We start from the raw sequence: 22,948 nt of genomic DNA on the forward strand, positions 1-22,948 counted from the left end.
TTCCCTAACGACGCTCTTCCGATCTGCTCGGACGCGAGACACCAGGGGGCCGCGAACCCGCCGCGCCGCAGGCGCGGCAATTAGACACAGCCGCAGGTGCGGCAAATCCAACACAGTAGTTTGTTCGCATGGCCCGAACTCTGCTGGTTACCAACGATTTCCCGCCGCGGCCGGGCGGTATCCAGTCGTATCTGCAGGCGTTGGCTGGTGAGCTGCCGCCCGATGATCTGGTCGTTTACGCTCCGCGGTGGCGTGGTGACAGTCATCTGAAATTCGATGCGAAGCAGAAGTTCCAGGTGGTGCGCCATCCGACCACGTTGATGTTGCCGACCCCGCTGGTGCTGCGGCGGGCGGCACGCCTGCTGCGCAGCGAGAACTGCGACACGGTGTGGTTCGGTGCGGCGGCGCCGCTGGCGCTGCTGTCACCGAGGCTGCGGCGCGCGGGCGCCTCCCGGATTCTGGCCAGTACGCACGGCCACGAGGTCGGCTGGTCCATGCTGCCGGGTGCGCGGCAGGCGTTGCGCGCGATCGGTGAGCACACTGATGTCGTCACCTATGTCAGCAGATATACGCGCGGGCGGTTCGCTTCGGCGTTCGGACCGAATGCCTCGCTCGAATATCTGCCGCCGGGAGTGGATACCGAGGTGTTCCGACCGGATCCGGCCGCGCGCGCGGAATTGCGTGAACGCTACGGACTCGGCGATCGCCCGACTGTCCTGTGCCTTTCCCGACTGGTTCCGCGCAAGGGCCAGGACGCATTGATCGTCGCCATGCTCGAGATCCGCGCGCGGATTCCCGGTGCGGTGCTGGTGATCGCGGGCGGCGGACCATACGAGGAAAAATTGCACGCGCTCGCGGCGGCCATCGGTGTCGGCGATGACGTGATCTTCACCGGCCGGGTACCGTCCAGCGAACTGGCGGCCCACCACACCCTGGCCGATGTGTTTGCCATGCCGAGCCGCACCCGCGGGGCCGGCCTCGATGTCGAAGGTCTTGGCATCGTGTATCTGGAGGCCTCGGCGTCTGGAGTGCCGGTGGTCGCCGGACGGTCCGGTGGTGCGCCGGAGACCGTGTTGGAGGGCAAGACCGGCCGCGTCGTCGATGGACGCAAGACCACCGAAATCGCCGCCGCCATCGTCGAGATCCTGTCCGATCGCGATGCCGCCGCCGAGATGGGCGCGGCGGGACGCGCGTGGGTCGAGGAACGGTGGCGCTGGGATAGCCTGGGCGCTCGGCTGCGTCAACTGCTGCAATAAAGGCGACGGCGGCTCACAGGTCGGGACTGTGATCTACTACGCTCGGGCTGTGAACGAGCGCCGGCGAGTGAACCAAAGACACAGCGCGCATTTGCGCACGGCGGAGCCGAGCGTCAGCGAGGCGCAGCCGTGAGCGAGCGAACCATGTGCCAGCGCGCTCTGCGCACGGCGGAGCCGAGCGTCAGCGAGGCGAAGTCGTGAGCGAGCGAAGCGAGCGAACCATGTGCCAGCGCGCTCTGCGCACGGCGGAGCCGAGCGTCAGCGAGGCGAAGCCGTGAGCAGTATTCAGGTCGCTGATCAGACGTTTGTCGCCGCCCCCGGGGCGGCGGTCGCCGAGATCCTGTCCGGGGAGAACAATTGGCGCCGCTGGTGGCCCGATCTGACCCTCGGCGTCCGGGAAGACCGGGCCGACAAGGGTATTCGCTGGTCGATCACCGGTGCGCTGACCGGAACCATGGAAGTATGGCTGGAGCCCGCTCTGGATGGGGTGATCCTGCATTACTTCCTGCACGCCGAACCGAAGGCGCCGACACGGGATCTGGCCGCAGCCAATCGGGCGCGCCGGGTGGCGGGCAAGGATATGTCGTTCGAGATCAAGGCCAGGCTGGAGGCGGGCCGCGCGGCCGGTGTCGCACCGGCACACACCGTCCCGACCGCCCGCTGACGCACACGAGCACAGCAGAAGCAGCTGAAAGGAATCGTTGTCCGCCATGGCCGACAGGACCCAGAGGTCGATCATCATCGATGCACCGTCGCAGCGGGTGATGTCCGTCATCGCCGATCTGGAGTCCTACCCGCAGTGGGTCTCGGCGGCCAAAACCGTTGAGGTGCTGGAGAAGAGCGCTGGCGGCCGGGCCCGGACCGCGCGCTTCGTTCTGGATGCCGGAGTTGTCAAGGACACCTATGTGCTGTCCTACACCTGGCGGCCCGACGACAAATCGGTCAGCTGGACGTTGATCAGCGGTGAACTGCAGAAGGCGCAGGACGGCACCTACCAACTCGTCGACCAGCCCGACGGCACCACCGAGGTGACCTATGAGCTGACCGTCGACCTGAATATCCCGATGATCGGCATGTTCAAGCGCAAGGCCGAGAAGGTGATCACCGATACCGCGCTCAAGGAACTGAAGAAACGGGTCGAAGGCTGATCGCGCACAAACCCGAGGCGGCCGGTACTCGGGTCGAACTATTCATCGGCAAAGGCGGGGTCGGCAAGACGACATTGGCCTGCGCTACCGCCATGGCCTATGTCAGGGCGGGGCAGCGGGTGCTGGTGGCCTCGCTGGATCAGGCGCATTCGCTCGGTGACGCACTCGGCTTCCGATTTCCGCACGATCCAGGCACCGTGCCCGGGGTCGCGAGCGTACTGCCCGGCCTCGATGTGATCGAGGTCGATTCCCTTGCGCTGTTGGAGGATCGGTTCCGCGAGGTGGTGCGCGTGCTCGCGACCGGAACCGACCACGATCACGGCATCGACCTGGCAGCACTGGATCCGGCGGAACTGACCGGACTGCCCGGCGTGCAGGAACTGCTGATGCTGGTGGAGATCACCCAGTTCGCCGCCGAGGACGACTGGGATGTGATCGTCGTGGACTGTCCGCCCTCGGCGGACATGTTGCGCATCATCACCGCGCCGGAAACCCTGCTCGGTTATGTGGAGCGGATATGGCCGCCGCATGAGCGGGCGATGAGTACGGTCGGCACCGATCTGCGGCGCGTGGTGCTGGCCACCACGGTCGAACGGATCGTCAAGGCGGTGACCGAGGTACGCGACCTGCTCGCCGATCACGGCCGCACCGGTGCGCGACTGATTACCGTCGCCGAACAGGTCGCCATCGCCGAATCGGAGCGGGTGCGTTCGGCGGCGGCGCTGCTCGGGCTGCGGCTGGACGCGGTGGTGGTGAACAAGGTGCTGCCCGCCGTGCCCCCGCCGACCGCACTCGAGGTGGCCGCCCATCCCGCCGTGCAGTGGTATGTGAATCGACGCGCCGAACAATTGGATGTGGTGAACCGGCTGCAACGGGGTATGAACGGGACACGGGTGCTGATCGCACAGCACACCGGGCCCGAACCGGTCGGGCTCACGTCCCTGTCCGCGCTGTCGTATGCGATGGATTCGGGTGAGCGGTTGAATGCCGACTCGAAGCTGAGCGACAATCCGGCGGAGGTTCGCACAAGTTCCGGCGAGCCGGTGGTTCGATTGGAATCGGGCACCGGTCTGCATTCGGTGTACGCGTTGCGGATGCACCTGCCCGTCGTCGATCCGGCGACGTTGCGACTGGGACGAGTGGAGGACGATTTGATCGTGGGAGCGGACGGGGTCCGACGCCGGGTGCGCCTGGCGCCGGTATTGCGGCGGTGCACGGTCGACGGCGCCGAACTCGACGACGGCTATCTGATCGTGCGTTTCCACCCGGACCCGGAAGTGTGGCCGGTATGAGCGAGCTCAGCGAGGCGCAGGCATGAGCGAATCGAATGACTGGCCCGGCGCTGCCGAGCCCGGTGACGGCCTCGGCGAATTCGCCGAGGAATTGAAGCTGCTTGCCGAGGCGGTGCTCGAACGGGTCGAACCCGTACTGCGCCGCGCGGCCGACGGACAGCCGGACTGGTCGAGCTGCGGTTGGTGCCCGGTCTGCGCGGCCGCGGCGCTGGTGCGCGGTGAGCATCACGATGTGCTTGCGGTGGTGGCCGAGCACGGAACCGCGATCGTCACGGTGCTGCGCGAGGCGCTCGCAGGGGTCCCGGTCGATCCGGTCATGCCCGAAGACGGTGTGCCGCACGATCATTCGTTCGCTCCCGAAAAGCACGACGACGCACCGGATACGGAATCCACACCTGCCGAAGCGGATACCCGCACGCGGCAGTCGAACTCGTCCGGGCGCAAGCGATCCCGCTATATCGGCATCCCCGTAACGATCAAGGCATGACGGCGCGAGTAGCGGATGCGCGACCACTGACCGTCGGAATCGACGTCGGCGGCACCAATATTCGCGCATCGGTGGTCGACGGCGACGGCGAGGTGCTCGACACCGTGGTGGCGCCGACACCGCATTCGGCACGCGCGCTGGAGAACGCGCTGGATCGCGCGGTCCGCGAACTGTGCCGCAGACATCCGATCGGCGCGGTCGGCCTGGCAGTCGCCGGGTTCATCAACGCCGATCGCTCGACGGTGCGCTTCGCACCGCACCTACCCTGGCAGGACACCCCGGTCGCGCAGCGGCTCACCGAACGCCTCGAACTGCCGGTGATCCTCGAGCACGACGCCAATGCCGCCATGTGGGCCGAGTACCGATTCGGTGCGGCCGCGGGCGGACACAATTCAGTGCTCGTCGCGATCGGCACCGGCATCGGCGCGGCGCTGCTCATCGACGGCGAACTGTATCGGGGCACGCACGGTGTCGCACCCGAGCTGGGACATCTGCAGGTAGTGCCCCAGGGCCGGTCCTGTCCGTGTGGCAAGCGCGGCTGCTGGGAAAGGTATTGCAGCGGAACGGCTCTGGTCGATACCGCGATCGAAATGCTGGCCACCGATCCGGTGCATTCGACCGTGCTGGCGCGTGAGGTGCTGCGCGATCCCGGTTCGCTGACCGGACGCCGGGTGGCCGGGGCCGCCCAGGACGGCGACCCGTTGGCCGTGGCGGTCATGGCCGATTTCGCCCGCTGGCTCGGGCTCGGGCTGGCATTCGTCAGCGATATCTTCGATCCCGGGCTGATCGTGATCGCCGGTGGCGTAAGCAGTTCGGCGCCGCAGTTCCTGGACGAGGCGCGCGAGGAGTACGCGCGGGCGATCACCGGTGCGGGGCATCGACCACTCGCCAGGATTCGGACCACGCAGCTCGGTGAGGCGGCGGGGATGATCGGCGCGGCGGAGCTCGCCAGGGCCACCCTCGCCGAGACCGGCCGCGGCCGTTCCTGGGTGGCTCGTTCCACCCACTGAGTGGTCGGTTATCAGTACTCGAGAACATGTGGTGAGATACGCCGCTCGGCTTGGATGTGATCTCTACCCAGCGGTAAAGTCGGCAACAGACGGTTGTACCCGTAAACGATCCCGGCCGCGGGGGTTAGGACGCCATGCTCTACTGGATGCTGAAGTACCTGTTCCCAGGACCGTTCATGCACCTCTACAACCGTCCGGCGGTCGAAGGCGTGGAACATATCCCCGCCGACGGACCGGCCATCCTGGCCGGGAACCACCTGTCTTTCTCCGACTGGTTGTTCGCTCCCCTGATGAGCCCGCGTCGGATCAGCTATCTCGCCAAGGCCGAGTACTTCACCGCCCCTGGCTTCAAGGGCTGGCTGCAGAAGTTCTTCTTCAGCGCCACCGGCCAGTACCCGATCGACCGCAGCGGCGCCGGCGCGGCCGATGATGCGCTCAACGCCGCACGCAAACTGCTCGACAAGGGTCACCTCGTCGGCCTCTACCCGGAGGGCACCCGCTCCCCCGACGGTCGCCTGTACAAGGGCAAGACCGGCCTGGCCCGTCTCGCGCTCGAGACCGGCGTCCCCGTTATCCCGGTCGCGGTCATCGGCACCTTCGAGGTCTGCCCGCCCGGGCCGTTTCGTTGGCGCCGCCACAAGGTGACCGTCAAATTCGGCGCCCCCATCGACTTTTCCCGCTACGAAGGCATGGGCGGCAACCGCTTCGTCGAACGCGCCGTCACCGATGAGGTCATGTACGAACTCATGCAACTCGGCGGCCAGGAATACGTCGACGTCTACGCCGCCAGCCTGAAGAAGGGTGTCCCCAGCGGTCCGGCCCCCGAACCCACCCGCATCCCGGAGACGGCCGCCAGCTAGCCCTCCTACCTCCACGAGCCCGGTGCCGAACGCACCGGGCTCGTTCGGTTTTCGGTGGTTGCACAGCCCGGCGCATATCGTTTAGTCGTGACGGTGCGGGCAAAGATTTGCGGGATCAGGTCCGAAGACGATCTGCGGATCGCGCTGGCCGCCGGTGCCGACGCCATCGGATTGATCTCCGGTATTACCCATTTCAGCGAAGATGCCCTCGACGCCGAACACGCCGAGGCGCTGTCGCGGCTCGTTCCCCCCTTCGTCACCCGTGTCCTGGTCACCCATCTGGAGGACGCGGCCGCGATCGTGAACCTAGCCGACCGAATCGGCGTGGACGCAATCCAGGTGCACGGTCTCGTCGCCATCGACACTGTTCGTGAAGTCCGCAAGACCGCTGGTGGCCGGAAGATCATCAAGGCGGTGCACGTCACGGGACCGGAGGCGACTGACGCCGCACGTCAGGCCGCCGCGGATTGCGATGCGGTACTACTCGATTCACGCACCGCGGACCGCTTGGGCGGCACCGGACGAACCCACGACTGGTCGGTGAGCGCGGCCATCGTGACAGCGCTGCACGAACTGGGCTGCCCGGTCATCCTCGCCGGTGGGCTCGCCCCGGACAATGTCGCCGATGCCATCGCACGGGTGCGTCCGTTCGCGGTGGACGTCAATAGCGGGGTCGAAACAGCCACCGGGGCTAAACAATCCGAAGCATGTGCGGCGTTCGTGGCGGCAGCGCACCGGATGCCCGGGGCGTTCGCGCCTCGAGTCCTACGGCCATGAGCACCAGCAGTAGTGCACGGGATTCGGTACCCTACCGGCCGATCGGCGGCCCGCCGCTCGCGGATGGGCGATCTCGGCAACACCGGGTCGCCGCATTGAACGAACTCCCCGAGCCCTGACGAGATCTCCGTCACACGGCGGTGCCTCCCATCAGGGGCATTCGCCCGCTGATTCGCACTCCGGCAAAACCTCTCACATCCACGCCGTCACGTTTCGGACCGCTCAACCGTCTTATGCGTACCGGTTTCCGATCGAGGAGGAGATGACAATGCCTGTGCTGTCCATTCGTCACGAGGTGGCGCCACTCGGCTCGGACGGGAGCCAGCGATGAGTTCGAAGGCGGCGCGGCATGCCGACGCCGCGGATGAGCGGTACAGCGCCGCGGCCTTCGTGAAACGCTCGATCAATAAGGTCTTTCCGACGCATTGGGCCTTCCTGCTCGGCGAGATCGCCTTGTACAGCTTCATCATTCTGCTGATCTCGGGCCTCTACCTGACGCTGTACTTCGATCCATCGATGACCGAAGTGGTCTACGACGGCGCGTATCAACCGCTGCGCGGTGTGCATATGTCGGCGGCTTATGCCAGCTCCCTGGACATTTCGTTCGAGGTGCGCGGCGGTCTGTTCGTCCGGCAGGTACACCATTGGGCCGCGCTGATGTTCCTGGCCGCGATAATCGTGCACTGCCTGCGGATCTTCTTCACCGGCGCGTTCCGCAAACCGCGCGAAGCGAATTGGGTGATCGGGTCGACGCTGTTGATACTGGCCATGTTCGAGGGCTACTTCGGCTACAGCCTGCCCGATGACCTGTTGTCGGGCACCGGCCTGCGTTCACCGCTCGGCGGGATCACGATGAGCATCCCGATCGTCGGCACCTGGATCCACTTCGCCCTTTTCGGCGGCGAATTTCCGGGCGAGGTGCTGATTCCTCGTCTGTTCATCACGCATGTGCTGCTATTCCCGGGCATCATGCTCGCGCTGATCGCAGCGCATATCGCGCTGGTCTGGTATCAGAAGCACACGCAGTTCCCGGGGGCGGGTCGCACCGAGCGCAATGTCATCGGTGCGCGCATCGTGCCGGTCTTCGCGGCGGACCAGGGTGCGTTCTTCATGTTCACCCTCGCCACGGTCGCGGTCATGGGCGGTGTCTTCCAGATCAATCCGATCTGGGAACTCGGGCCCTACAACCCAGCGCAGGTGTCGGCGGGTTCGCAACCGGACTTCTACATGATGTGGACCGATGGCCTGGCCCGGCTCATGCCGCCGTGGGAGATATACCTCGGCAACTACACCATCCCGGCGGCGTTCTGGGTGGCGGTCGTGATGGGGCTGGTGCTCGTGATCCTGCCCGCCTATCCATGGATCGAGAAGCGGCTCACCAAGGATTACGCGGCACACAATCTGTTGCAGCGGCCGCGAGATGTGCCGGTGCGCAGCGGAATCGGCGCGATGGCGATCACCTTCTATGTGGTGCTGACGCTCAGCTGTGTCAATGACATCATCGCGTTGAAGTTCGATATCTCGCTCAATGCCACCACCTGGATGGGCCGCATCGGCCTGTTGATCGCACCCCCGATCGCGTACTTCATCACCTATAGGTTCTGCATCGGTCTGCAGCGCAGTGACCGGGCGGTGCTGGAGCACGGCATCGAAACGGGCATAATCAAGCGACTGCCGCACGGTGAGTATGTCGAGGTGCACCAGGCGCTCGGGCCGGTCGACGAGCACGGTCATCCGATCCCACTGGCCTACCAGGGCGCGGCGATCCCGAAGAAGATGAACAAACTCGGTTCGGCGGGCAAACCGGGCACCGGTAGCTTCCTGCGACCCGATCCCGCGGCGGAATCCGAGCGGTTCTTCGAGATCGAGCACGCCGAGGAGCGCAAACAGCTCGCCGTGCTGCAGAAGTACCAGGACCGAAGCACCGACGGCGAAAGGCACACCCCATGATGTGGCTCACGCGCTCGCATGAGCCGGTCACCGAGGACTACGGGCTGCTCGTCGCGGCAGCGACGGTCGCCACTGAAGCCACCGCCCGCACGGTCCGCGGCCTATTGCGTGATAACGGGATCCGCGCCACCATCGGCCCGGCTCACCCGGCCCGCCACCGGGTACTCGTCTTCCCCGAAGACGCCGTCCGTGCATTCGAAATCCTCTGCGACAACACCAGCTGAGGCGTGCACCAGAAGACCCGAACCATCGGTTCGGGGTCTTCTGTCATCTGGCGTCCGGCCCCGAAATGATCACCGAAGTGGAATGCTGTTAGGCGGACAGTTCCGAGCGGTAGGGGAGCGAATCATGAGTTTTCAAAAGATTCCGGCGGGCACCCGAGGTTCCCGACCGCCCTCACCCAATCCGGTATTCCGTTTCTTCATCCGGGCGATGGAGCGATATCACCGCTTCCGCCACGACCGATTCATGGGGATGGACCTGCTGTATCTGACCACCGTCGGCGCGAAGAGCGGTGCGGAGCGTCAGGTGACGGTGAGCCGGTTTCCGGCCGATGACGGCGGCTGGCTGATCGTCGCCTCCATGGGCGGCGCGATCCAGCATCCGGGCTGGTATCACAATATCGCCGCACATCCGGATCAGGTCTGGGCCGAGGTGGGCGGTACGAAGTACCACGTCACGGCTGAACAGTTGGACGAGCAACGCCGTGAGCAGGCATGGAAGCAGATCACCGCCGTGCAACCGCGCTATCTCGGCTACCAGAAGAAGACCGACCGACTCATTCCGATCATCGAACTCCGACCACGCAGCTGATAACGGCCGCTTGTTGGCCGAGCCGATGATGGGAGTTCACATGGTGTTGGACTCCCTGCGCCAAGGTGAGCCAATGACTGGTTCGGACTTCGGCATCTCCCGGCGCACCCTGCTGCGCACCTGCGCCCTCGGTCCCGTCGCGGTCCCCGTGCTCGCCGCTTGCTCGAACGACGGACCCACGCTGGTCCGTCCTCGCCCGAATCTCACCCACGGCGTCGCGGTGGGCGATCCGCGCACCGATGGCGCGCTGATCTGGGCGCGCTCCGATCAGCCCGCGAAACTGATCGTGGAGACCGCCGCTACCGAATCGTTCACCGACGCCAAACGATTCACCGGCCCACTGCTCACCCCGGATTCCGATGGCACCGGGCGTGTGCGCGTCAACGGTCTGCCCGCGGGCCAGCTGGTGCACTACCGGGTCAGCCTGGAAGGCGAGGACGGCGCGACCTCCGAACCGATCACCGGGGTCTTCCGCACCGTGCCCGCTGCCGCGTCGGATATCAAACTGCAGTGGTCCGGCGATGTGGTCGGCCAGGGCTACGGCATCAACCCCGACCTCGGCGGTATGAAGATCTTCTCCGCCATGGCCGCGCGCGACCCGCACCTGTTCATCCACTCCGGTGATTCGATCTACGCCGATGGTCCGCTGCGGGAATCGGTGACGCTGCCCGACGGCCGGATCTGGCGCAATACCGTCTCCGAGGCGAAAAGCGCTGTCGCGCAGACGCTGGAGCAGTTCCGCGGCAACTATGCCTACAACCTGACCGACCAGAACTACCGCCGCTTCAATACCTCGGTCGCCCAGGTGGTCCAGTGGGACGATCACGAAACCGTCAACAACTGGTACCACGGCGGACTGGTCGCCGAGACCAAGGGTTACAGCGACCGCAGCATGGATATCCTCGCGACGCGCTCCTGGCAGGCCTTCCACGAGTGGATGCCGTTGGAGCCCAGGGAGGCCGTCGACGGCCGTCTCTACCGCAAGATCTCCTACGGTCCGCTCTTGGAGGTCTTCGTGCTCGATATGCGGACCTATAAGGACATCAACGACATCGACAACGGACCCACCGGTCGCATTTTCGGTCCGGAACAGACGAAGTGGCTCATCGCAGGTCTGCGCGATTCCAAGGCCACCTGGAAAATCGTCGCCAACGACCTACCGCTCGGACTTGTCGTCAAGGACGGTGAACAAAAAGTGACGGCCTACGAGGGCCCCGCCAATGGCGACAACGGCGCCCCATCCGGCCGGGAAACCGAAATCGCCCAAGTGCTCTCGGCGATCAAGGCGAACAAGGTGGGCGGCGTGGTCTGGCTGACCGCGGATGTGCACTACACCGCTGCCCACCACTACTCGCCCGAGCGCGCCGCCTTCACCGACTTCGACGAGTTCTGGGAGTTCGTGTCCGGACCGCTGAATGCCGGCGCGTTCGGCCCGAATCCGCTCGACGGCACCTTCGGGCCGGAGGCGATATTCGTGCACGCTCCCGCCGTTCAGAACGCCTCACCGCTGGATAGCTTCCAACATTTCGGCGAGGTACTGATCGATGGCAAGTCAAGAGAACTGACGGTCAATCTGTGCGATGCGACCGGATACGTCCTGTTCAGCCAGCGGCTGGCGCCGCCAGTCCGGTAACAGTAGAGATCGAACGAGCATCGGAGACCGCGCTGTGGTTAGCTTTCGATCCATGAGCACGCCGCACACTGTCGCCGCCGAAGAATATCTACCTCGTGACACCGCGGATGTCGTTCGTACGGTGCGGAATTCACGCGGTCGCGCGGAAAACCTCACGGTGCGTGGCGGCGAACCGATCGACGATGGTCTGTCGTTGCCCGATCCGCGCGCCGTGGTGTCGCTGCGGAAGATGAACGCGGTGCTCGATATCAACCTCGGCAGACGGACCGTGCGCGTGCAGGCGGGCGCCAAACTCTCCGATATCGATCGACGCCTCGGCGCGCACGGGCTCGGGCTGCCGATCGTCGGCGACCACCGCGATATCACCGCGGGCGGTTTCGCCTCGGTCGGCGGTGTCAGCACGGCATCGCACAAGTACGGCATGTTCATCGATCAGATCGTGGACCTGGAGTACGTCGATCCGGACGGACGCATCGGCACCTGCGGTCGCAACCACCACACCGAGCGCTTCCACCGGATCCTCGGCGCGGGCGGGCGCGCGGGCATCATCACCGCACTCACCCTCGATGCGGTCGACATCGATAAGGACCACACCTGGCTCACCACCGACGCCGACCGCTTCCTGGACTTCGACTCCTTCGTCGAACACGCCTACGCCGAAATCGCCCGGCCGGGCAATGTCGCACTGCAGGTCGGTCGTTGGGTCGATACCGCGCCGCTGAAGGTGTCGCGTCCGGTCGGCACCGGCCACGTGCAGTTGGGGACCGTGCGGTTCGGTCAGTGGTCGAGCCTCTACCCCACCACGCCCACCCGCTCGCTGCGTGCGCGACGTGAGGTCGGCACCAAGACCAGGAAGTCGTTGGGCGTCATCGCCTCTGCCGCGGGCGGGCGCGCGGGCGCACCGGTGCGCAATGCCGCGGCGGGCGCGCTCATGTTCGCCCCGAAGGTGCTGACACTGCGCGATGCGGAGTATCTGGCCGACACGGTCATCAGCTCCTCCGAACGCGGACCCGCCTACCGGGTCGCGATTTTCGCGCCGCTGTCGACCTACGCCTCGGTTTTCTACAGACTGCACGATTTATTTGCTGGACACCGGGAGCGGACCGGATGCTTCACCGTCATCTCCGCGATGACCTACGGCGTGCGCTCGAAGTACCTGCGTGAGGAGGCACAAGCGCACGGACTCGCGGTCGAGGACCACGGACTGATCACCTTCACCTGCCGTTTGCGGCCCTCCGCGCTGCCCTCAGAACTGTTGCGCGACATCGTTACCGGAATCGATGAGATCTGCGCATCCGAACACGCCCTGAGGTACGACTCCACGGATTAGACTGTGTCGCGCCGCATATAGTCGCCAGCAAATAGCCTCACCGTCCCTTCGGCGGTCGGCTATCTGTCGGCGGCGGCGGTCGCCTTCGGCACTGTCGGCGGGGTGTCGATGCGTTGGTTCAGCCCATCTACGGTGAAGGTTGCTCTGATGCTCGAATTCCGCACTGCCCCGACCCATCTGCCGGATCGTAAGCGTCAGCGGCCCGAATCCGTCAAGGGGCTACGGGTTCTCGTGACGGATGCGTGCTCCGAAATCGGTCGCGCCACCGCCACGCTGCTTGCCGCACAGGGGGCGCAGTTGCTGCTGGTCGCCCGGCGCGGGGATCAACTCGTCGCCACCTGCAATCAGATCGTCGATGCGGGCGGTGCGGCGAATTGGTTCCGCTGCGATATCTCCGCACTGGGTGATGTCGATCAGCTGGTCGAGTGGGTGCTCAGCGATTTCGGCCGGGTCGATGTGCTGATCAACAACGCGGGCCGACCGCTGCGCCGACCGGTCTCGCAATCACTGGATCGCTTCCGCGACTACCAGCGCATGATGGCGACCAACTACTTCGGCCCGCTGCGCCTGACGCTCGGCCTGCTGCCCGCCATGCTGGAATCCGGCTCCGGCCATGTGATCAATGTCGGCCCGTGGAGCCTGAAGACCGGCGCCACCCCGAATTTCGCCTCCTACGCCAGCTCCCAGGCCGCCTGGACCACCTTTGGTCAATGCGTGGACGCCGAACTCTCGCCGCGCGGCATCCAGGTGACCGACGTCCAATATCCGGCCGTGCAACCCGATACCGGCACCATCGCGCACTACGTCACCGAACCCGCACTGGAACCGTCCGACGCCGCCCGCCTGATCGAAACCGCCATCCGCACCCGCCCAGCCCGTCTCGAACCCCGCTTCGCGCGCACCCTGCGCGGACTGGCCGGCGTCGCACCCCGCTGCACCAACCGCATCCTCTCCCGCTTCGCCCGAGCGGACATGTCCGCGTGAACACTTTCGACGAGCATCCGGGATTCGTGCTGCGCGCACCGATCGACACACTGGTCCCGAAGCCCGATCGCGATCATTCATTACGACGCCGCGCGAGCCTCGGCCGTCGCACGCGGCAGACTGCGCCGAAACGCCGAAACGCCTCACCGGATTCCGGTGAGGCGCTTCGGAAAGGGCTATTCGCTCAGTGCTTTTCGGGGCCGAGGTAGTACTCGAACACGAGACCGGCGGCCGCACCGAGGATGCAGACCACACCGATGCCGATCAGCCAGAACTGGAAGAACGCCAGGCCGAGAGCGGTGATGGAGCCCGCGCCGGCCAGGGTGATGGGCCAGAAGCTGCCGGGCGAGAAGAAACCCAGATCGCCCGCGCCGTCCACGATCTCGGCATCCTCGTAGTCCTCCGGACGCAGGTCGAGGCGACGTGCGACGAAACGGAAGTAGGTGCCGATGATCAGCGACAGACCGGCGGTCAGCACCGTCGCGGTGGTGCCCGCCCACTCGACACCGGTCCGCGACTGGCCGGTGAAGTAGCCGTACACGACTGCCACGATGATGAAGAACACCGTGAGCAGTTCGAAAATCCGCGCTTCGATCTTCATTTCAGATCAGTCCTCACTTGCTCTCTACCGCGGACGCGCTCTTGGTGTCGCGCTTGGTGTTGAACGGCTGGGTGGAGGTCGCGACCGGGGATTCACCGATGGACTCGAGCGCCTCGGCGTTGGTCTTACCCGCCTTGCGCGCATCGATGTACTTGGTGAACTTCTCCGGCGATACCGCGCGGACCTCGAAGTTCATCATCGAGTGGAAGGTGCCGCACATCTCGGCGCAGCGGCCGACGAACGCGCCTTCCTTCTCGATCTTGGTGATCTGGAAGACGTTATCCGAGTGATTTTCCTTCGGATTCGGCATCACGTCGCGCTTGAACAGGAACTCCGGCACCCAGAAGGCGTGCACCACATCGGCGGCGGCCAGCTGGAATTCGATGTTCTTGCCGGTCGGCAGCACCAGCACCGGGATCTCACTGCTGGAGCCGACGGTCTCGACCTTGTCGTAGTGCAGGTAGGACAGGATGTCGTTCTCCGGCTTGCCGTGCACCGGGCCCGGCTGCGGGTGACCGTCCTTGGTCCGCTCCTTGTACTCCTCGAGCTGCTCCTGGTTGGCGTCCTCGCGGGCCTTATCGATGCCGTCGAAGCGGTAGCCGTCCTTGAAGTCGACATTGCGATAGCCGAACTTCCAGTTCCACTGGAAGGCCGTCACGTCAACAGTCACGTCCGGGTCGGCGACCTTCTCGTGCACGTAGTTCTGCACGACCACGGTGAAGTAGAACAGCACCGCGATGATGACGAACGGGACGGCCGTATAGGTCAGCTCCAACGGCACGTTGTAACCGGTCTGGCGCGGGAACTCCGGGGAGTCCTTCTTCTTGCGGTGGAAGGTGACGGTCCAGAAGGTCAGCCCCCACACCAGCACACCCATCGCCAATGCCGCGAGGACCGACCAGGTCCACAGTTCCCGCATCCGGGTGGCCTGCGGCGTGATGCCCGAGGGCCAGCCGAATCGCAGCCAAACATTGTCGATCGAGCAGCCCGAGACGAGCATCGCGGTGATCCCCAAGGACACCGCCAAGCCGACCCGCCGAAGGAGACGGCCCTGCCGACCCTTCACGGGTCGTGCCCCGATCTCTTCGCTCGCCTTGTGCGCCACGCTCACGCCTTCCTGGTCGCCACACATTCCGACAGTGCACCGCTCGGGTTGCGATCGCCCGGCGGTACGTCCTAAGCACGTTTCAGGGCATTCCGGTCTGCGCACGCGCCACCTAAGAATGTCCTGAGTACTACGCAGCGTAGACCAAACCGGCGCCCCGTTTGACGTCGGGTCGCATTCGACACTCCGCCGCCTCCGGGGGTGGGTCCGGTCACCCGGACATCGTCCCAGGACAGGGCGCGCGCCGCGACCGGATCCGATGCATGCGACGCACTCGGACACGACATTTCGGGTGCCAGGCGAGCTGCGCGTTCCTGCGCTCGACGCCGCACCGTCCACGCCGGACACGGCAGGCTGATCCGGTGGGGTGCGACGCACTCGGATATGAAATTTCGTCGCGCCGTCGGACGCCAACGAGGCATCGGTAGATCGCGGCACTCAGCGGGCCACGGCCTTCACGGAACACGGTGGGCGCGACACACGAATCCACCCAGTGCGGCATACTCGGACACGAGATTTCGTCCTGTGCGCCCACCTATCGGGCGCAGCCACCCAATGAATCGGGCCAGCGCCCGTACCAAGTAGGAAACGAGGTTGCCGACGCCGTGTGTGGACTGCTCGGATTTCTGACATCTGATGCGGCAACCGACGACGTGGTCGGGAGGGTGTACGACGCCCTGCACTGCGTGCGCCATCGCGGCCCGGACGAGCGCGGGACCTGGCACGACGATCACGTGATCTACGGTTTCAACCGGCTGTCGATCATCGATATCGAGCATTCGCACCAGCCGCTGCGCTGGGGACCAGCGCAGAACCGGGAACGCTACGCGCTGACCTTCAACGGTGAGATCTACAACTACATCGAGATCCGCGAGGAACTCGCGAAGGCGCATGCCGAGGAGTACCCGGACGGCAGGATCTTCGAGACCGAGGGCGATAGCGAGGCGATCGTCGCGGCCTTCCATTACTGGGGTCCGGAGGCGGTGCGCAAGCTGCGCGGCATGTTCGCGTTCGCGATCTGGGATACCGAAACCCAGGAGCTGTTCCTGGCGCGCGATCCGTTCGGGATCAAGCCGCTGTTCCTGGCGACGGGGCCGGGCGGGACCGCGTTCGGCAGTGAGAAGAAAAGTCTGCTGGAGTTGCTGCCCTCGCTCGGGCTGTCCGATGCGCTGGACCCGCGGGCGCTGGAGCACTACACGGTGCTGCAGTACGTGCCGGAGCCGGAGACGCTGCACAAGGACATCCGTCGGCTGGAATCCGGGCACTACGCGACCGTGCGTGCGGGTGCGGCGCCGCAGATCACGCGCTACTTCAACCCGCAGTTCAAGGTACGGCCCTTCGCCCCCGGTTCGGCGGCCGCCCGATATCGCGATATCGCCGAAGCCCTCGAGGACTCGGTCGCCAAGCATATGCGCGCGGATGTGACGGTCGGATCGTTCCTGTCCGGCGGCATCGACTCCACTGCCGTCGCCGCGCTGGCCATGCGGCACAACCCGAAGCTGATCACCTTCACCACCGGCTTCGAACGCGAGGGCTATTCCGAGGTCGATGTGGCCGCCGAGAGCGCGGAGGCGATCGGCGCGCGGCACATCGTCAAGGTGGTCTCCCCCGCCGAGTTCGCGGCCGCTATTCCCGAAATCGTCTGGTACCTCGACGATCCTGTGGCCGATCCGGCGCTGGTTCCGCTGTACTTCGTGGCCAAGGAGGCTCGCAAGCACGTCAAGGTGGTGCTCTCCGGTGAGGGCGCCGACGAGCTGTTCGGCGGCTACACGATCTACCGGGAACCGTTGTCGCTCAAGCCCTTCGAGTACTTGCCGGGCGGGGTGCGCAAGCTGGCGGGCAAGCTCTCGGAGCGGATTCCGGACGGCACACGCGGTAAAAGCCTGCTGCACCGCGGTTCACTGCCCTTGGAGCAGCGCTACTACGGCAATGCGCGCAGCTTCAGCGATGCGCAACTGCGCGCGGTGCTGCGCGAATTCCGGCCGGAATGGACGCACCAGGACGTCACCGCGCCGATCTACGCGCAGTCACGCGGCTGGGATCCGGTGGCGCGCATGCAGCATCTGGATCTCTACACCTGGCTGCGCGGCGATATCCTGGTCAAAGCCGACAAGATGACCATGGCGAATTCGCTCGAGCTGCGCGTACCTTTCCTGGACTCCGAGGTGCTGCAGGTCGCCGAGCAGCTGCCCTACGAGCAGAAGATCACCAAGGAGACCACGAAATACGCACTGCGCCAGGCGCTCGAGGGCATCGTGCCGCCGCACGTGCTGCACCGGGCGAAGCTGGGTTTCCCTGTCCCGCTGCGGCATTGGTTGCGCGGCACCGAACTGTACGACTGGGCGCACCTGCAGATCGCCGAATCGCAGACCGATCACCTGCTGGACAAGGGCGCGATCAAGGGCATGCTGGAAGACCACCGCGCGGGCCGCGGCGACCACAGCCGCCGGCTGTGGACGCTGCTGGTCTTCATGGTCTGGCACGGGATCTTCGTCGAGAAGCGCATCACTCCCGATATCCAGGAGCCGGTCTACCCGGTCTCGCTCTAATCGCTGCCGCCGCGCACGTTTCGCCCGCCGCGCACCGATTCCCGAGCAAACCCGTGCGCGACGCGACACAACGCGCGCGGCACCGTCGATGCAATGCGACTGTGCCGCACATCTTTTCGCGCGCCGCGCATGGATTGGCCCGGTGAATTCGTACGTGTCGCGCGAAAACGTCCGCGGCAGCGGAGGTGTCGTCACCTCGGTGCGATGCGCACTGTAGCGCAGAGCTTTTCGCGCGACACGCATGGTTTTGCGCGACGCGCATGATTTTGCCCGATGCATCGTGCGTGGCGCGCGAGAACGTGCGCGGCAGCGGTATCGGCGCGGGGAGTAGACGCGAACGGCCGCACCGGGGATGGTGCGGCCGTGGAGAGCGGTGCGGGTCAGAGCAAGGGCTTGATGTCGGCGGCGGCTTCGGGGCCGTAAGCCTTGGTGAGGCGCTCGAGCGCGTCGTCCTTGTTGAGGGTCCACTCCTGGGTGCCCATGGTCTCGAGCACGAGAACCGCGATGAGCGAACCCAATTGGGCGGAGCGCTCCAGCGAGAGTCCGGTGGTGTGGCCGGTGAGGAAGCCCGCGCGGAAGGCGTCGCCGACGCCGGTGGGCTCGACCTTGTTCACCTCAGGAACCACACCGACGATCACCTCGGTGCCATCACGGTCGACGATCTGCACGCCGTCCTTACCGAGCGTAGTGACCCGGATGCCGACCTTGCGCGCGATCTCTTCCTCGCTCAGACCGGTCTTCTGCAGCAACAGCGCCCACTCGTACTTATTGGTGAAAAGGTATGCGGCGCCTTCGATCAGCTGCACTGACTGATCGCCGTCGAGGCGGGCCAGCTGCTGGGACGGGTCGGCGGCGAACGGAATGCCGAGTTCGCGGCATTCGGCGGTGTGGCGCAGCATGGCCTCGGGATCGTTGGCGCCGATGAGCACCAGGTCGAGGGTGTGCTGCTCGGCGAGTTCGCCGATCGAGATATCGCGGGCCTCACTCATCGCGCCCGGATAGAACGAGGCGATCTGGGCCATATCGTCATCGGTGGTGCAGACGAAGCGTGCGGTATGGGCCTGGTCCGAGATCTTGACGGTGGAGCAGTCGACACCATGCTTCTCCAGCCAGGCGCCGTACTCGGCGAAATCGGCGCCGACCGCACCGACGAGCAGCGGCGTCCGGTTCAAAACGCCCATGGCGTAGGCGATATTGCCCGCGACACCGCCCTTGCGGATCTGCAGATCATCGACGAGAAAGCTCACCGAGACGTGGTCGAGCTGATCGGCCAGCAGCGCGTCGGCGAACCGTCCGGGGAAACGCATGAGATGGTCGGTCGCAATGGACGCGGACACGGCGATAGACACGAGGCTGAGCCCCTTCGGGTAGGCGGCAGACGACGAAAGGCGCGGGATTAACCCGCGCCTTCACCGTAGCTCACCCGACTCGCCGAGTCTCTTGCCGATCGGTGAGTGCCCGAGGCTTTCATGGCGGACCAGCGGCCGGTGCCCAGTTCAGTTCTGGACGTCTCCGACGACTTTCCCCCGCATCCCCAGACTATTGCCGACGGTTGGGTACGTTTCGTCGCGGGCCCACGGTTGGGTTCGCCGCCGAGTTCTGGGCGCGCCCGGCGAGTTACCCATACTCGTACGAAGTCAGCCGTTTCGCCGACGGCGGTGGCCACTATGGCCGATGCCGTTCGGGGAAACCGGCCGAGGCGTCAGTTGAAGGAGTCGCCGCAGGCGCAGGAACCCGTGGCGTTCGGGTTGTCGATCGTGAAGCCCTGCTTCTCGATGGTGTCGACGAAGTCGATCGAGGCGCCCTGCACGTACGGCGCGCTCATCCGATCGACGGCCAGCTTTACGCCGCCGAAGTCGACGGTCAGGTCACCGTCCAGCGAGCGGTCGTCGAAGAAGAGCTGGTAGCGCAGGCCCGCACAGCCGCCGGGCTGCACGGCGATACGCAGGGCGAGGTCGTCGCGACCCTCCTGGTCGAGCAGCGCCTTCGCCTTGCCGGCGGCGGCATCGGTCAGGGTCACACCGTGGGTGGTCGTCTCGTCTTGCACAGTCATGAACTCTCCTCAGGACAGCTGTGTTCAACCCGTGAACAGCGCACGGCTCGTGGCTGTCAACACCACTCAGCGGGCTGTTATTCCCCCATCTTGCCACCACCGGCTACTGCGGTGGACACAACCTCCCACCGACCTCATTTCCTGCGGGGTACGGCATCGAATAGCCTGGTCGCGTGAAATTGTTCCGTCGCGGCGAGTCCAGCACCACCGACGAGAGCGCCGACAAGACGGCGGGCTCGGATGGCGGCTCGGCCGCAGTCTCCACCACTAAAGCGGCCACCGTCACCGAGGGCAAGGGCCGACCGACGCCGAAACGTCGTGACGCCCAAGGCAAGCGGCGCGGTCCGGTGGCTCCGGCCCCGCTCACCGCGAAGGAAGCCCGCGCCCGGCGCAAGGCGACCCGCGGCAATCGCGAGGACCGTAAGACCGCCTCGGCCGAGCGTCGGCTGGCGGCCCAGGATCGGCGCGCCAGGATGCTGGCCGGTGAGGACAAGTACCTGCTGCCTCGCGATCAGGGCCCGGTTCGGGCCTTCGTGCGCGATATCGTCGATGCCCGGCGCAACCTGGTCGGATTGTTCATGCCGATGGCGTTGGTCTTGATCCTGTCCATGTTCGTCGCGCCCGCGCTGCAGACAATTGTGACGTTGGCCATGCTGGTGATGATGTTCTTCATGATCGCCGAGGGCTTCCTGCTCGGCCGAATCGTCAACGGACGGGTGCGTGAGCGCTTCCCGGAGAGCACCGATACCGGCTACAAGCTGGGTTGGTACGCCTTCGTCCGCGCCTCACAGATCCGCAAGATGCGGGCGCCGAAGCCGCGGGTCGGACCGGGCGACGCTGTTTGATTTGCAGCGCCTGCGGCGCCGCGTGTTCGCGGCCCTCTGGTGTCTTCCGTCCGCCCCTTTGGAGCGGCCTGCAAGCTAGCGGCGCCGTCGAGAGTCGCGACTTGGTCGCAACGCTTCGACGACTCGGACCGCGAGACGAGCCGCGCGTAAAACTCGCTCCCTAGTGGTCGGGAGAGCGGCCCTGTCCATCGTGCGGCCTCAGTGGTGATGTGAGTGGGCGATGATGGCGGACAGATCGGACTGCAGGCGCTGGGCGTCGCGATCGATGACATTCGCTGATCCGGCGTGACCGCCTCGTGTGACGAGGACCGCGAAGCCCACTACGACCGCCATGCTTACGAGAAAAGTTATCATGGCAGTAATTTTGCGCTCGGTGATTTACCGCCGAAAGTGGCTGTTCTGACATTGTTCGTAAAGATTCAGCCAGGTACGCTCGATGCATGCTGTCCAAGGTCGCGGTGGTGCTCTCCGAGCGCCTGGCAATGTTCGAATTCGGTGTGGTCTGCGAGGTTTTCGGACTCGACCGAACCGCGGACGGACTGCCCGGATTCGATTTCAAGGTGTGCGGGGCCGAGCCGGGGAAGCCGCTGCCGTCCACGACTCCCGGTATCACCGTCACACCGGAGTTCGGGCTCGAGGAGCTGGCGAAGGCCGATCTGGTGGCGATTCCGGCTTTTCCCGCATCGGCCTTCGAGAAGGGACTCGATCCGCGGGTCCTCGACGCGATCAGGGACGCGTCGGATAGTGGAGCGATCGTGCTCACTGTATGTTCCGGTGCGTTCCTGGCCGGGGCAGCCGGGCTGCTCGACGGTCGCAAGTGCACCACGCATTGGCGCTATGTCGACCAATTGGCAGCACAGTTCCCTGAGGCCACGGTCGATCCCGACGTGCTATTCGTCGACGAGGGCAATCTGATCACCTCGGCGGGCACGGCCGCGGGCATCGACGCCTGCCTGCACCTGGTGCGCCGGGAGATCGGCAGTTCCGTCGCGAATGCGATCGCGCGGCGCATGGTGGTGCCGCCGCAGCGCGATGGCGGGCAGCGCCAATTCATCGAGCGTCCGGTGCCCGAATGCACCTCCGACAGTCTCACCTCCACGCTGCAGTGGATGAACGAAAACCTCGACCTGCCGCACACCATCGACGATCTGGCCGCTCGCTCGATGATGTCCACCCGCACCTTCGCCCGCCGCTTCGCCGCAGAGACCGGAACCACACCGGTGAAATGGCTGACCAATCAGCGTGTGCTTTACGCCAAGCATCTGCTGGAGGACACCGACGAGGGGCTGGAACAGATCGCCGCACAAGCGGGATTCGGATCCGGTGCGCTGTTGCGGCATCACTTCCAGAAGGTCGTCGGTATCGCACCGACCGAGTACCGCCGCCGGTTCGGAGGCACGGAGGCGACTGAGCAGCGCGCCTGAGGGAGCGATCTATCAACACAGCCGCTTATGCGGTCGTGCCGGAACCGAGCGCCAGCGAGGTGCAGGCATGAGCGAGCGAGGTGCAGGCATGAGCGAGCGAGGTGCAGGCATGAGCGAGCGAGGTGCAGGCATGAGCGAGCGAGGTGCAGGCATGAGCGAGCGAAGCGAGTGATCTATCAACACAGCCGCTTATGCGGTCATGCCGGAACCGAGCGCCAGCGAGGTGCAGGCATGACCGCGGCGGATTGATACGGTGCTGCCGTGTCGGATCGCTTATCTATCAGCAGCCGCGCGCACCGCATCCTCGTGCTCGGCGGCGCGCGATCCGGTAAGTCGGCATTCGCGGAGGTGTTGGCGGCCGAGGGCGGCCCGGTGCGCTATATCGCCACCGCGATTCCCGATCCGGCCGATCTCGACTTCGCCGAGCGCATCGCCCGCCACCGCGACCGCAGGCCCGCGGACTGGATGGTCCTCGAAAGCGCTGATCCGGCAACGGTTCTCACCGCCGCTCCTTCAGCCGGAACCACACTGATCGACGATATCGGCACCTGGCTCACCGCCCGAATCGACGCGCGCGAGGCCTGGGATGCCCCGCGCGGCACCATCGCCCCAGACACGGACGGCTTGGTCGCCGCCGTCACTGCCTATCCCGGTCGCTTGGTGATCGTGACCCCCGAGGTGGGTATGGGCGTCATCCCCGCCACCCGCTCCGGCCGCCTCTTCCGCGACGAGATCGGCACCCTCAACCAACGCCTCGCGCAAACATGCGACGAGGCCTTCTTAATCGTCGCCGGGCTCCCTCTCCGCCTGAAATAGGACCGCACAGCTGCG

General features: G+C 65.6%; 23 protein-coding genes. 18 read left to right on the forward strand and 5 right to left on the reverse strand.

The window, feature by feature from the left end; genetic code table 11:
- The first annotated feature begins 128 nt into the window (after positions 1–128).
- The 14 genes from AB0J47_RS14165 (at position 129) to AB0J47_RS14230 (ending at position 13,540) form a co-directional block, all read left to right on the forward strand.
- The gene (locus AB0J47_RS14165) at positions 129–1,256 is read left to right on the forward strand and encodes a glycosyltransferase family 4 protein (protein WP_364345233.1); all 1,128 of its coding nucleotides are present in this window, start codon (positions 129–131) and stop codon (positions 1,254–1,256) included.
- 274 nt (positions 1,257–1,530) lie between these two features.
- A complete protein-coding gene (locus AB0J47_RS14170; protein WP_364345235.1) occupies positions 1,531–1,920 on the forward strand; it encodes a polyketide cyclase / dehydrase and lipid transport in 390 nt (129 codons plus the stop codon).
- A 46-nt stretch (positions 1,921–1,966) separates the two neighbouring features.
- Complete coding sequence (locus tag AB0J47_RS14175) at positions 1,967–2,404, forward strand: SRPBCC family protein (protein WP_364345237.1); 438 nt, start codon at positions 1,967–1,969, stop codon at positions 2,402–2,404.
- On the forward strand, positions 2,404–3,696 hold the full coding sequence (locus AB0J47_RS14180; RefSeq protein WP_364345710.1) for an ArsA family ATPase: 1,293 nt from the start codon (positions 2,404–2,406) through the stop codon (positions 3,694–3,696). The genes AB0J47_RS14175 and AB0J47_RS14180 overlap by 1 nt, the downstream gene beginning before the upstream one ends.
- Positions 3,697–3,718: 22 nt before the next feature.
- Entirely contained in the window at positions 3,719–4,183 is a 465-nt protein-coding gene (locus AB0J47_RS14185) for a hypothetical protein (RefSeq protein WP_364345239.1), read from the forward strand.
- A complete protein-coding gene (locus tag AB0J47_RS14190; protein ID WP_364345241.1) occupies positions 4,180–5,193 on the forward strand; it encodes an ROK family protein in 1,014 nt (337 codons plus the stop codon). The genes AB0J47_RS14185 and AB0J47_RS14190 overlap by 4 nt, the downstream gene beginning before the upstream one ends.
- A gap of 134 nt (positions 5,194–5,327) precedes the next feature.
- Complete coding sequence (locus AB0J47_RS14195; RefSeq protein ID WP_364345243.1) at positions 5,328–6,053, forward strand: lysophospholipid acyltransferase family protein; 726 nt, start codon at positions 5,328–5,330, stop codon at positions 6,051–6,053.
- An 87-nt stretch (positions 6,054–6,140) separates the two neighbouring features.
- The gene (locus AB0J47_RS14200; RefSeq protein WP_364345245.1) at positions 6,141–6,830 is read left to right on the forward strand and encodes a phosphoribosylanthranilate isomerase; all 690 of its coding nucleotides are present in this window, start codon (positions 6,141–6,143) and stop codon (positions 6,828–6,830) included.
- A 327-nt stretch (positions 6,831–7,157) separates the two neighbouring features.
- Positions 7,158–8,780 (forward strand): cytochrome bc complex cytochrome b subunit, encoded by a 1,623-nt coding sequence (locus AB0J47_RS14205; protein ID WP_364345247.1) that lies wholly within the window; start codon positions 7,158–7,160, stop codon positions 8,778–8,780.
- Positions 8,777–9,004, forward strand: coding sequence for a hypothetical protein (locus AB0J47_RS14210; protein WP_364345249.1), 228 nt, complete (start codon positions 8,777–8,779; stop codon positions 9,002–9,004). The genes AB0J47_RS14205 and AB0J47_RS14210 overlap by 4 nt, the downstream gene beginning before the upstream one ends.
- Before the next feature lie 124 nt (positions 9,005–9,128).
- Entirely contained in the window at positions 9,129–9,593 is a 465-nt protein-coding gene (locus AB0J47_RS14215; protein WP_364345251.1) for a nitroreductase/quinone reductase family protein, read from the forward strand.
- Between the two features lie 73 nt (positions 9,594–9,666).
- Positions 9,667–11,226 carry an alkaline phosphatase D family protein gene (locus tag AB0J47_RS14220; RefSeq protein WP_364345253.1) on the forward strand — a complete coding sequence of 520 codons (1,560 nt, stop codon included), beginning with the start codon at positions 9,667–9,669 and terminating at the stop codon, positions 11,224–11,226.
- A gap of 52 nt (positions 11,227–11,278) precedes the next feature.
- Positions 11,279–12,556 (forward strand): FAD-binding oxidoreductase, encoded by a 1,278-nt coding sequence (locus tag AB0J47_RS14225; RefSeq protein ID WP_364345255.1) that lies wholly within the window; start codon positions 11,279–11,281, stop codon positions 12,554–12,556.
- A 147-nt stretch (positions 12,557–12,703) separates the two neighbouring features.
- Positions 12,704–13,540 (forward strand): SDR family NAD(P)-dependent oxidoreductase, encoded by an 837-nt coding sequence (locus AB0J47_RS14230; protein WP_364345257.1) that lies wholly within the window; start codon positions 12,704–12,706, stop codon positions 13,538–13,540.
- A 184-nt stretch (positions 13,541–13,724) separates the two neighbouring features.
- On the opposite strand, the gene AB0J47_RS14235 is transcribed toward AB0J47_RS14230, so the two are convergent.
- Both AB0J47_RS14235 and AB0J47_RS14240 read right to left on the reverse strand, forming a co-directional pair.
- On the reverse strand, positions 13,725–14,141 hold the full coding sequence (locus AB0J47_RS14235; protein ID WP_040688533.1) for a cytochrome c oxidase subunit 4: 417 nt from the start codon (positions 14,139–14,141) through the stop codon (positions 13,725–13,727).
- Positions 14,142–14,154: 13 nt separating this feature from the next.
- Positions 14,155–15,207 (reverse strand): cytochrome c oxidase subunit II, encoded by a 1,053-nt coding sequence (locus AB0J47_RS14240; RefSeq protein WP_364345712.1) that lies wholly within the window; start codon positions 15,205–15,207, stop codon positions 14,155–14,157.
- A 644-nt stretch (positions 15,208–15,851) separates the two neighbouring features.
- On the opposite strand from AB0J47_RS14240, the gene asnB reads away from it, so the two are divergent.
- Positions 15,852–17,795: an asparagine synthase (glutamine-hydrolyzing) gene (gene asnB / locus AB0J47_RS14245; protein ID WP_364345714.1), complete on the forward strand. Its 1,944-nt coding sequence runs from the start codon at positions 15,852–15,854 to the stop codon at positions 17,793–17,795.
- Positions 17,796–18,175: 380 nt separating this feature from the next.
- Here asnB and AB0J47_RS14250 read toward each other — a convergent pair whose 3' ends face one another.
- A complete protein-coding gene (locus AB0J47_RS14250; protein ID WP_364345260.1) occupies positions 18,176–19,144 on the reverse strand; it encodes a carbohydrate kinase family protein in 969 nt (322 codons plus the stop codon).
- Positions 19,145–19,497: 353 nt separating this feature from the next.
- Positions 19,498–19,848: an iron-sulfur cluster assembly accessory protein gene (locus tag AB0J47_RS14255; protein WP_330253730.1), complete on the reverse strand. Its 351-nt coding sequence runs from the start codon at positions 19,846–19,848 to the stop codon at positions 19,498–19,500.
- Positions 19,849–20,021: 173 nt separating this feature from the next.
- Between AB0J47_RS14255 and AB0J47_RS14260 the strand changes: the two genes are divergently transcribed.
- Positions 20,022–20,693, forward strand: coding sequence for a DUF3043 domain-containing protein (locus AB0J47_RS14260; RefSeq protein ID WP_364345262.1), 672 nt, complete (start codon positions 20,022–20,024; stop codon positions 20,691–20,693).
- A 198-nt stretch (positions 20,694–20,891) separates the two neighbouring features.
- Here AB0J47_RS14260 and AB0J47_RS14265 read toward each other — a convergent pair whose 3' ends face one another.
- Complete coding sequence (locus AB0J47_RS14265) at positions 20,892–21,026, reverse strand: hypothetical protein (protein WP_364345264.1); 135 nt, start codon at positions 21,024–21,026, stop codon at positions 20,892–20,894.
- Between the two features lie 107 nt (positions 21,027–21,133).
- Here AB0J47_RS14265 and AB0J47_RS14270 point away from each other — a divergent pair, with 107 nt between their 5' ends.
- Positions 21,134–22,117: a helix-turn-helix domain-containing protein gene (locus tag AB0J47_RS14270; protein ID WP_364345266.1), complete on the forward strand. Its 984-nt coding sequence runs from the start codon at positions 21,134–21,136 to the stop codon at positions 22,115–22,117.
- A gap of 261 nt (positions 22,118–22,378) precedes the next feature.
- Positions 22,379–22,933: a bifunctional adenosylcobinamide kinase/adenosylcobinamide-phosphate guanylyltransferase gene (cobU, locus tag AB0J47_RS14275; protein WP_364345268.1), complete on the forward strand. Its 555-nt coding sequence runs from the start codon at positions 22,379–22,381 to the stop codon at positions 22,931–22,933.
- The last annotated feature ends 15 nt before the right edge of the window (positions 22,934–22,948 follow it).

The sequence above is a fragment of the Nocardia sp. NPDC049737 genome (genome assembly GCF_040674755.1).
Taxonomy (GTDB): Bacteria; Actinomycetota; Actinomycetes; order Mycobacteriales; family Mycobacteriaceae; genus Nocardia.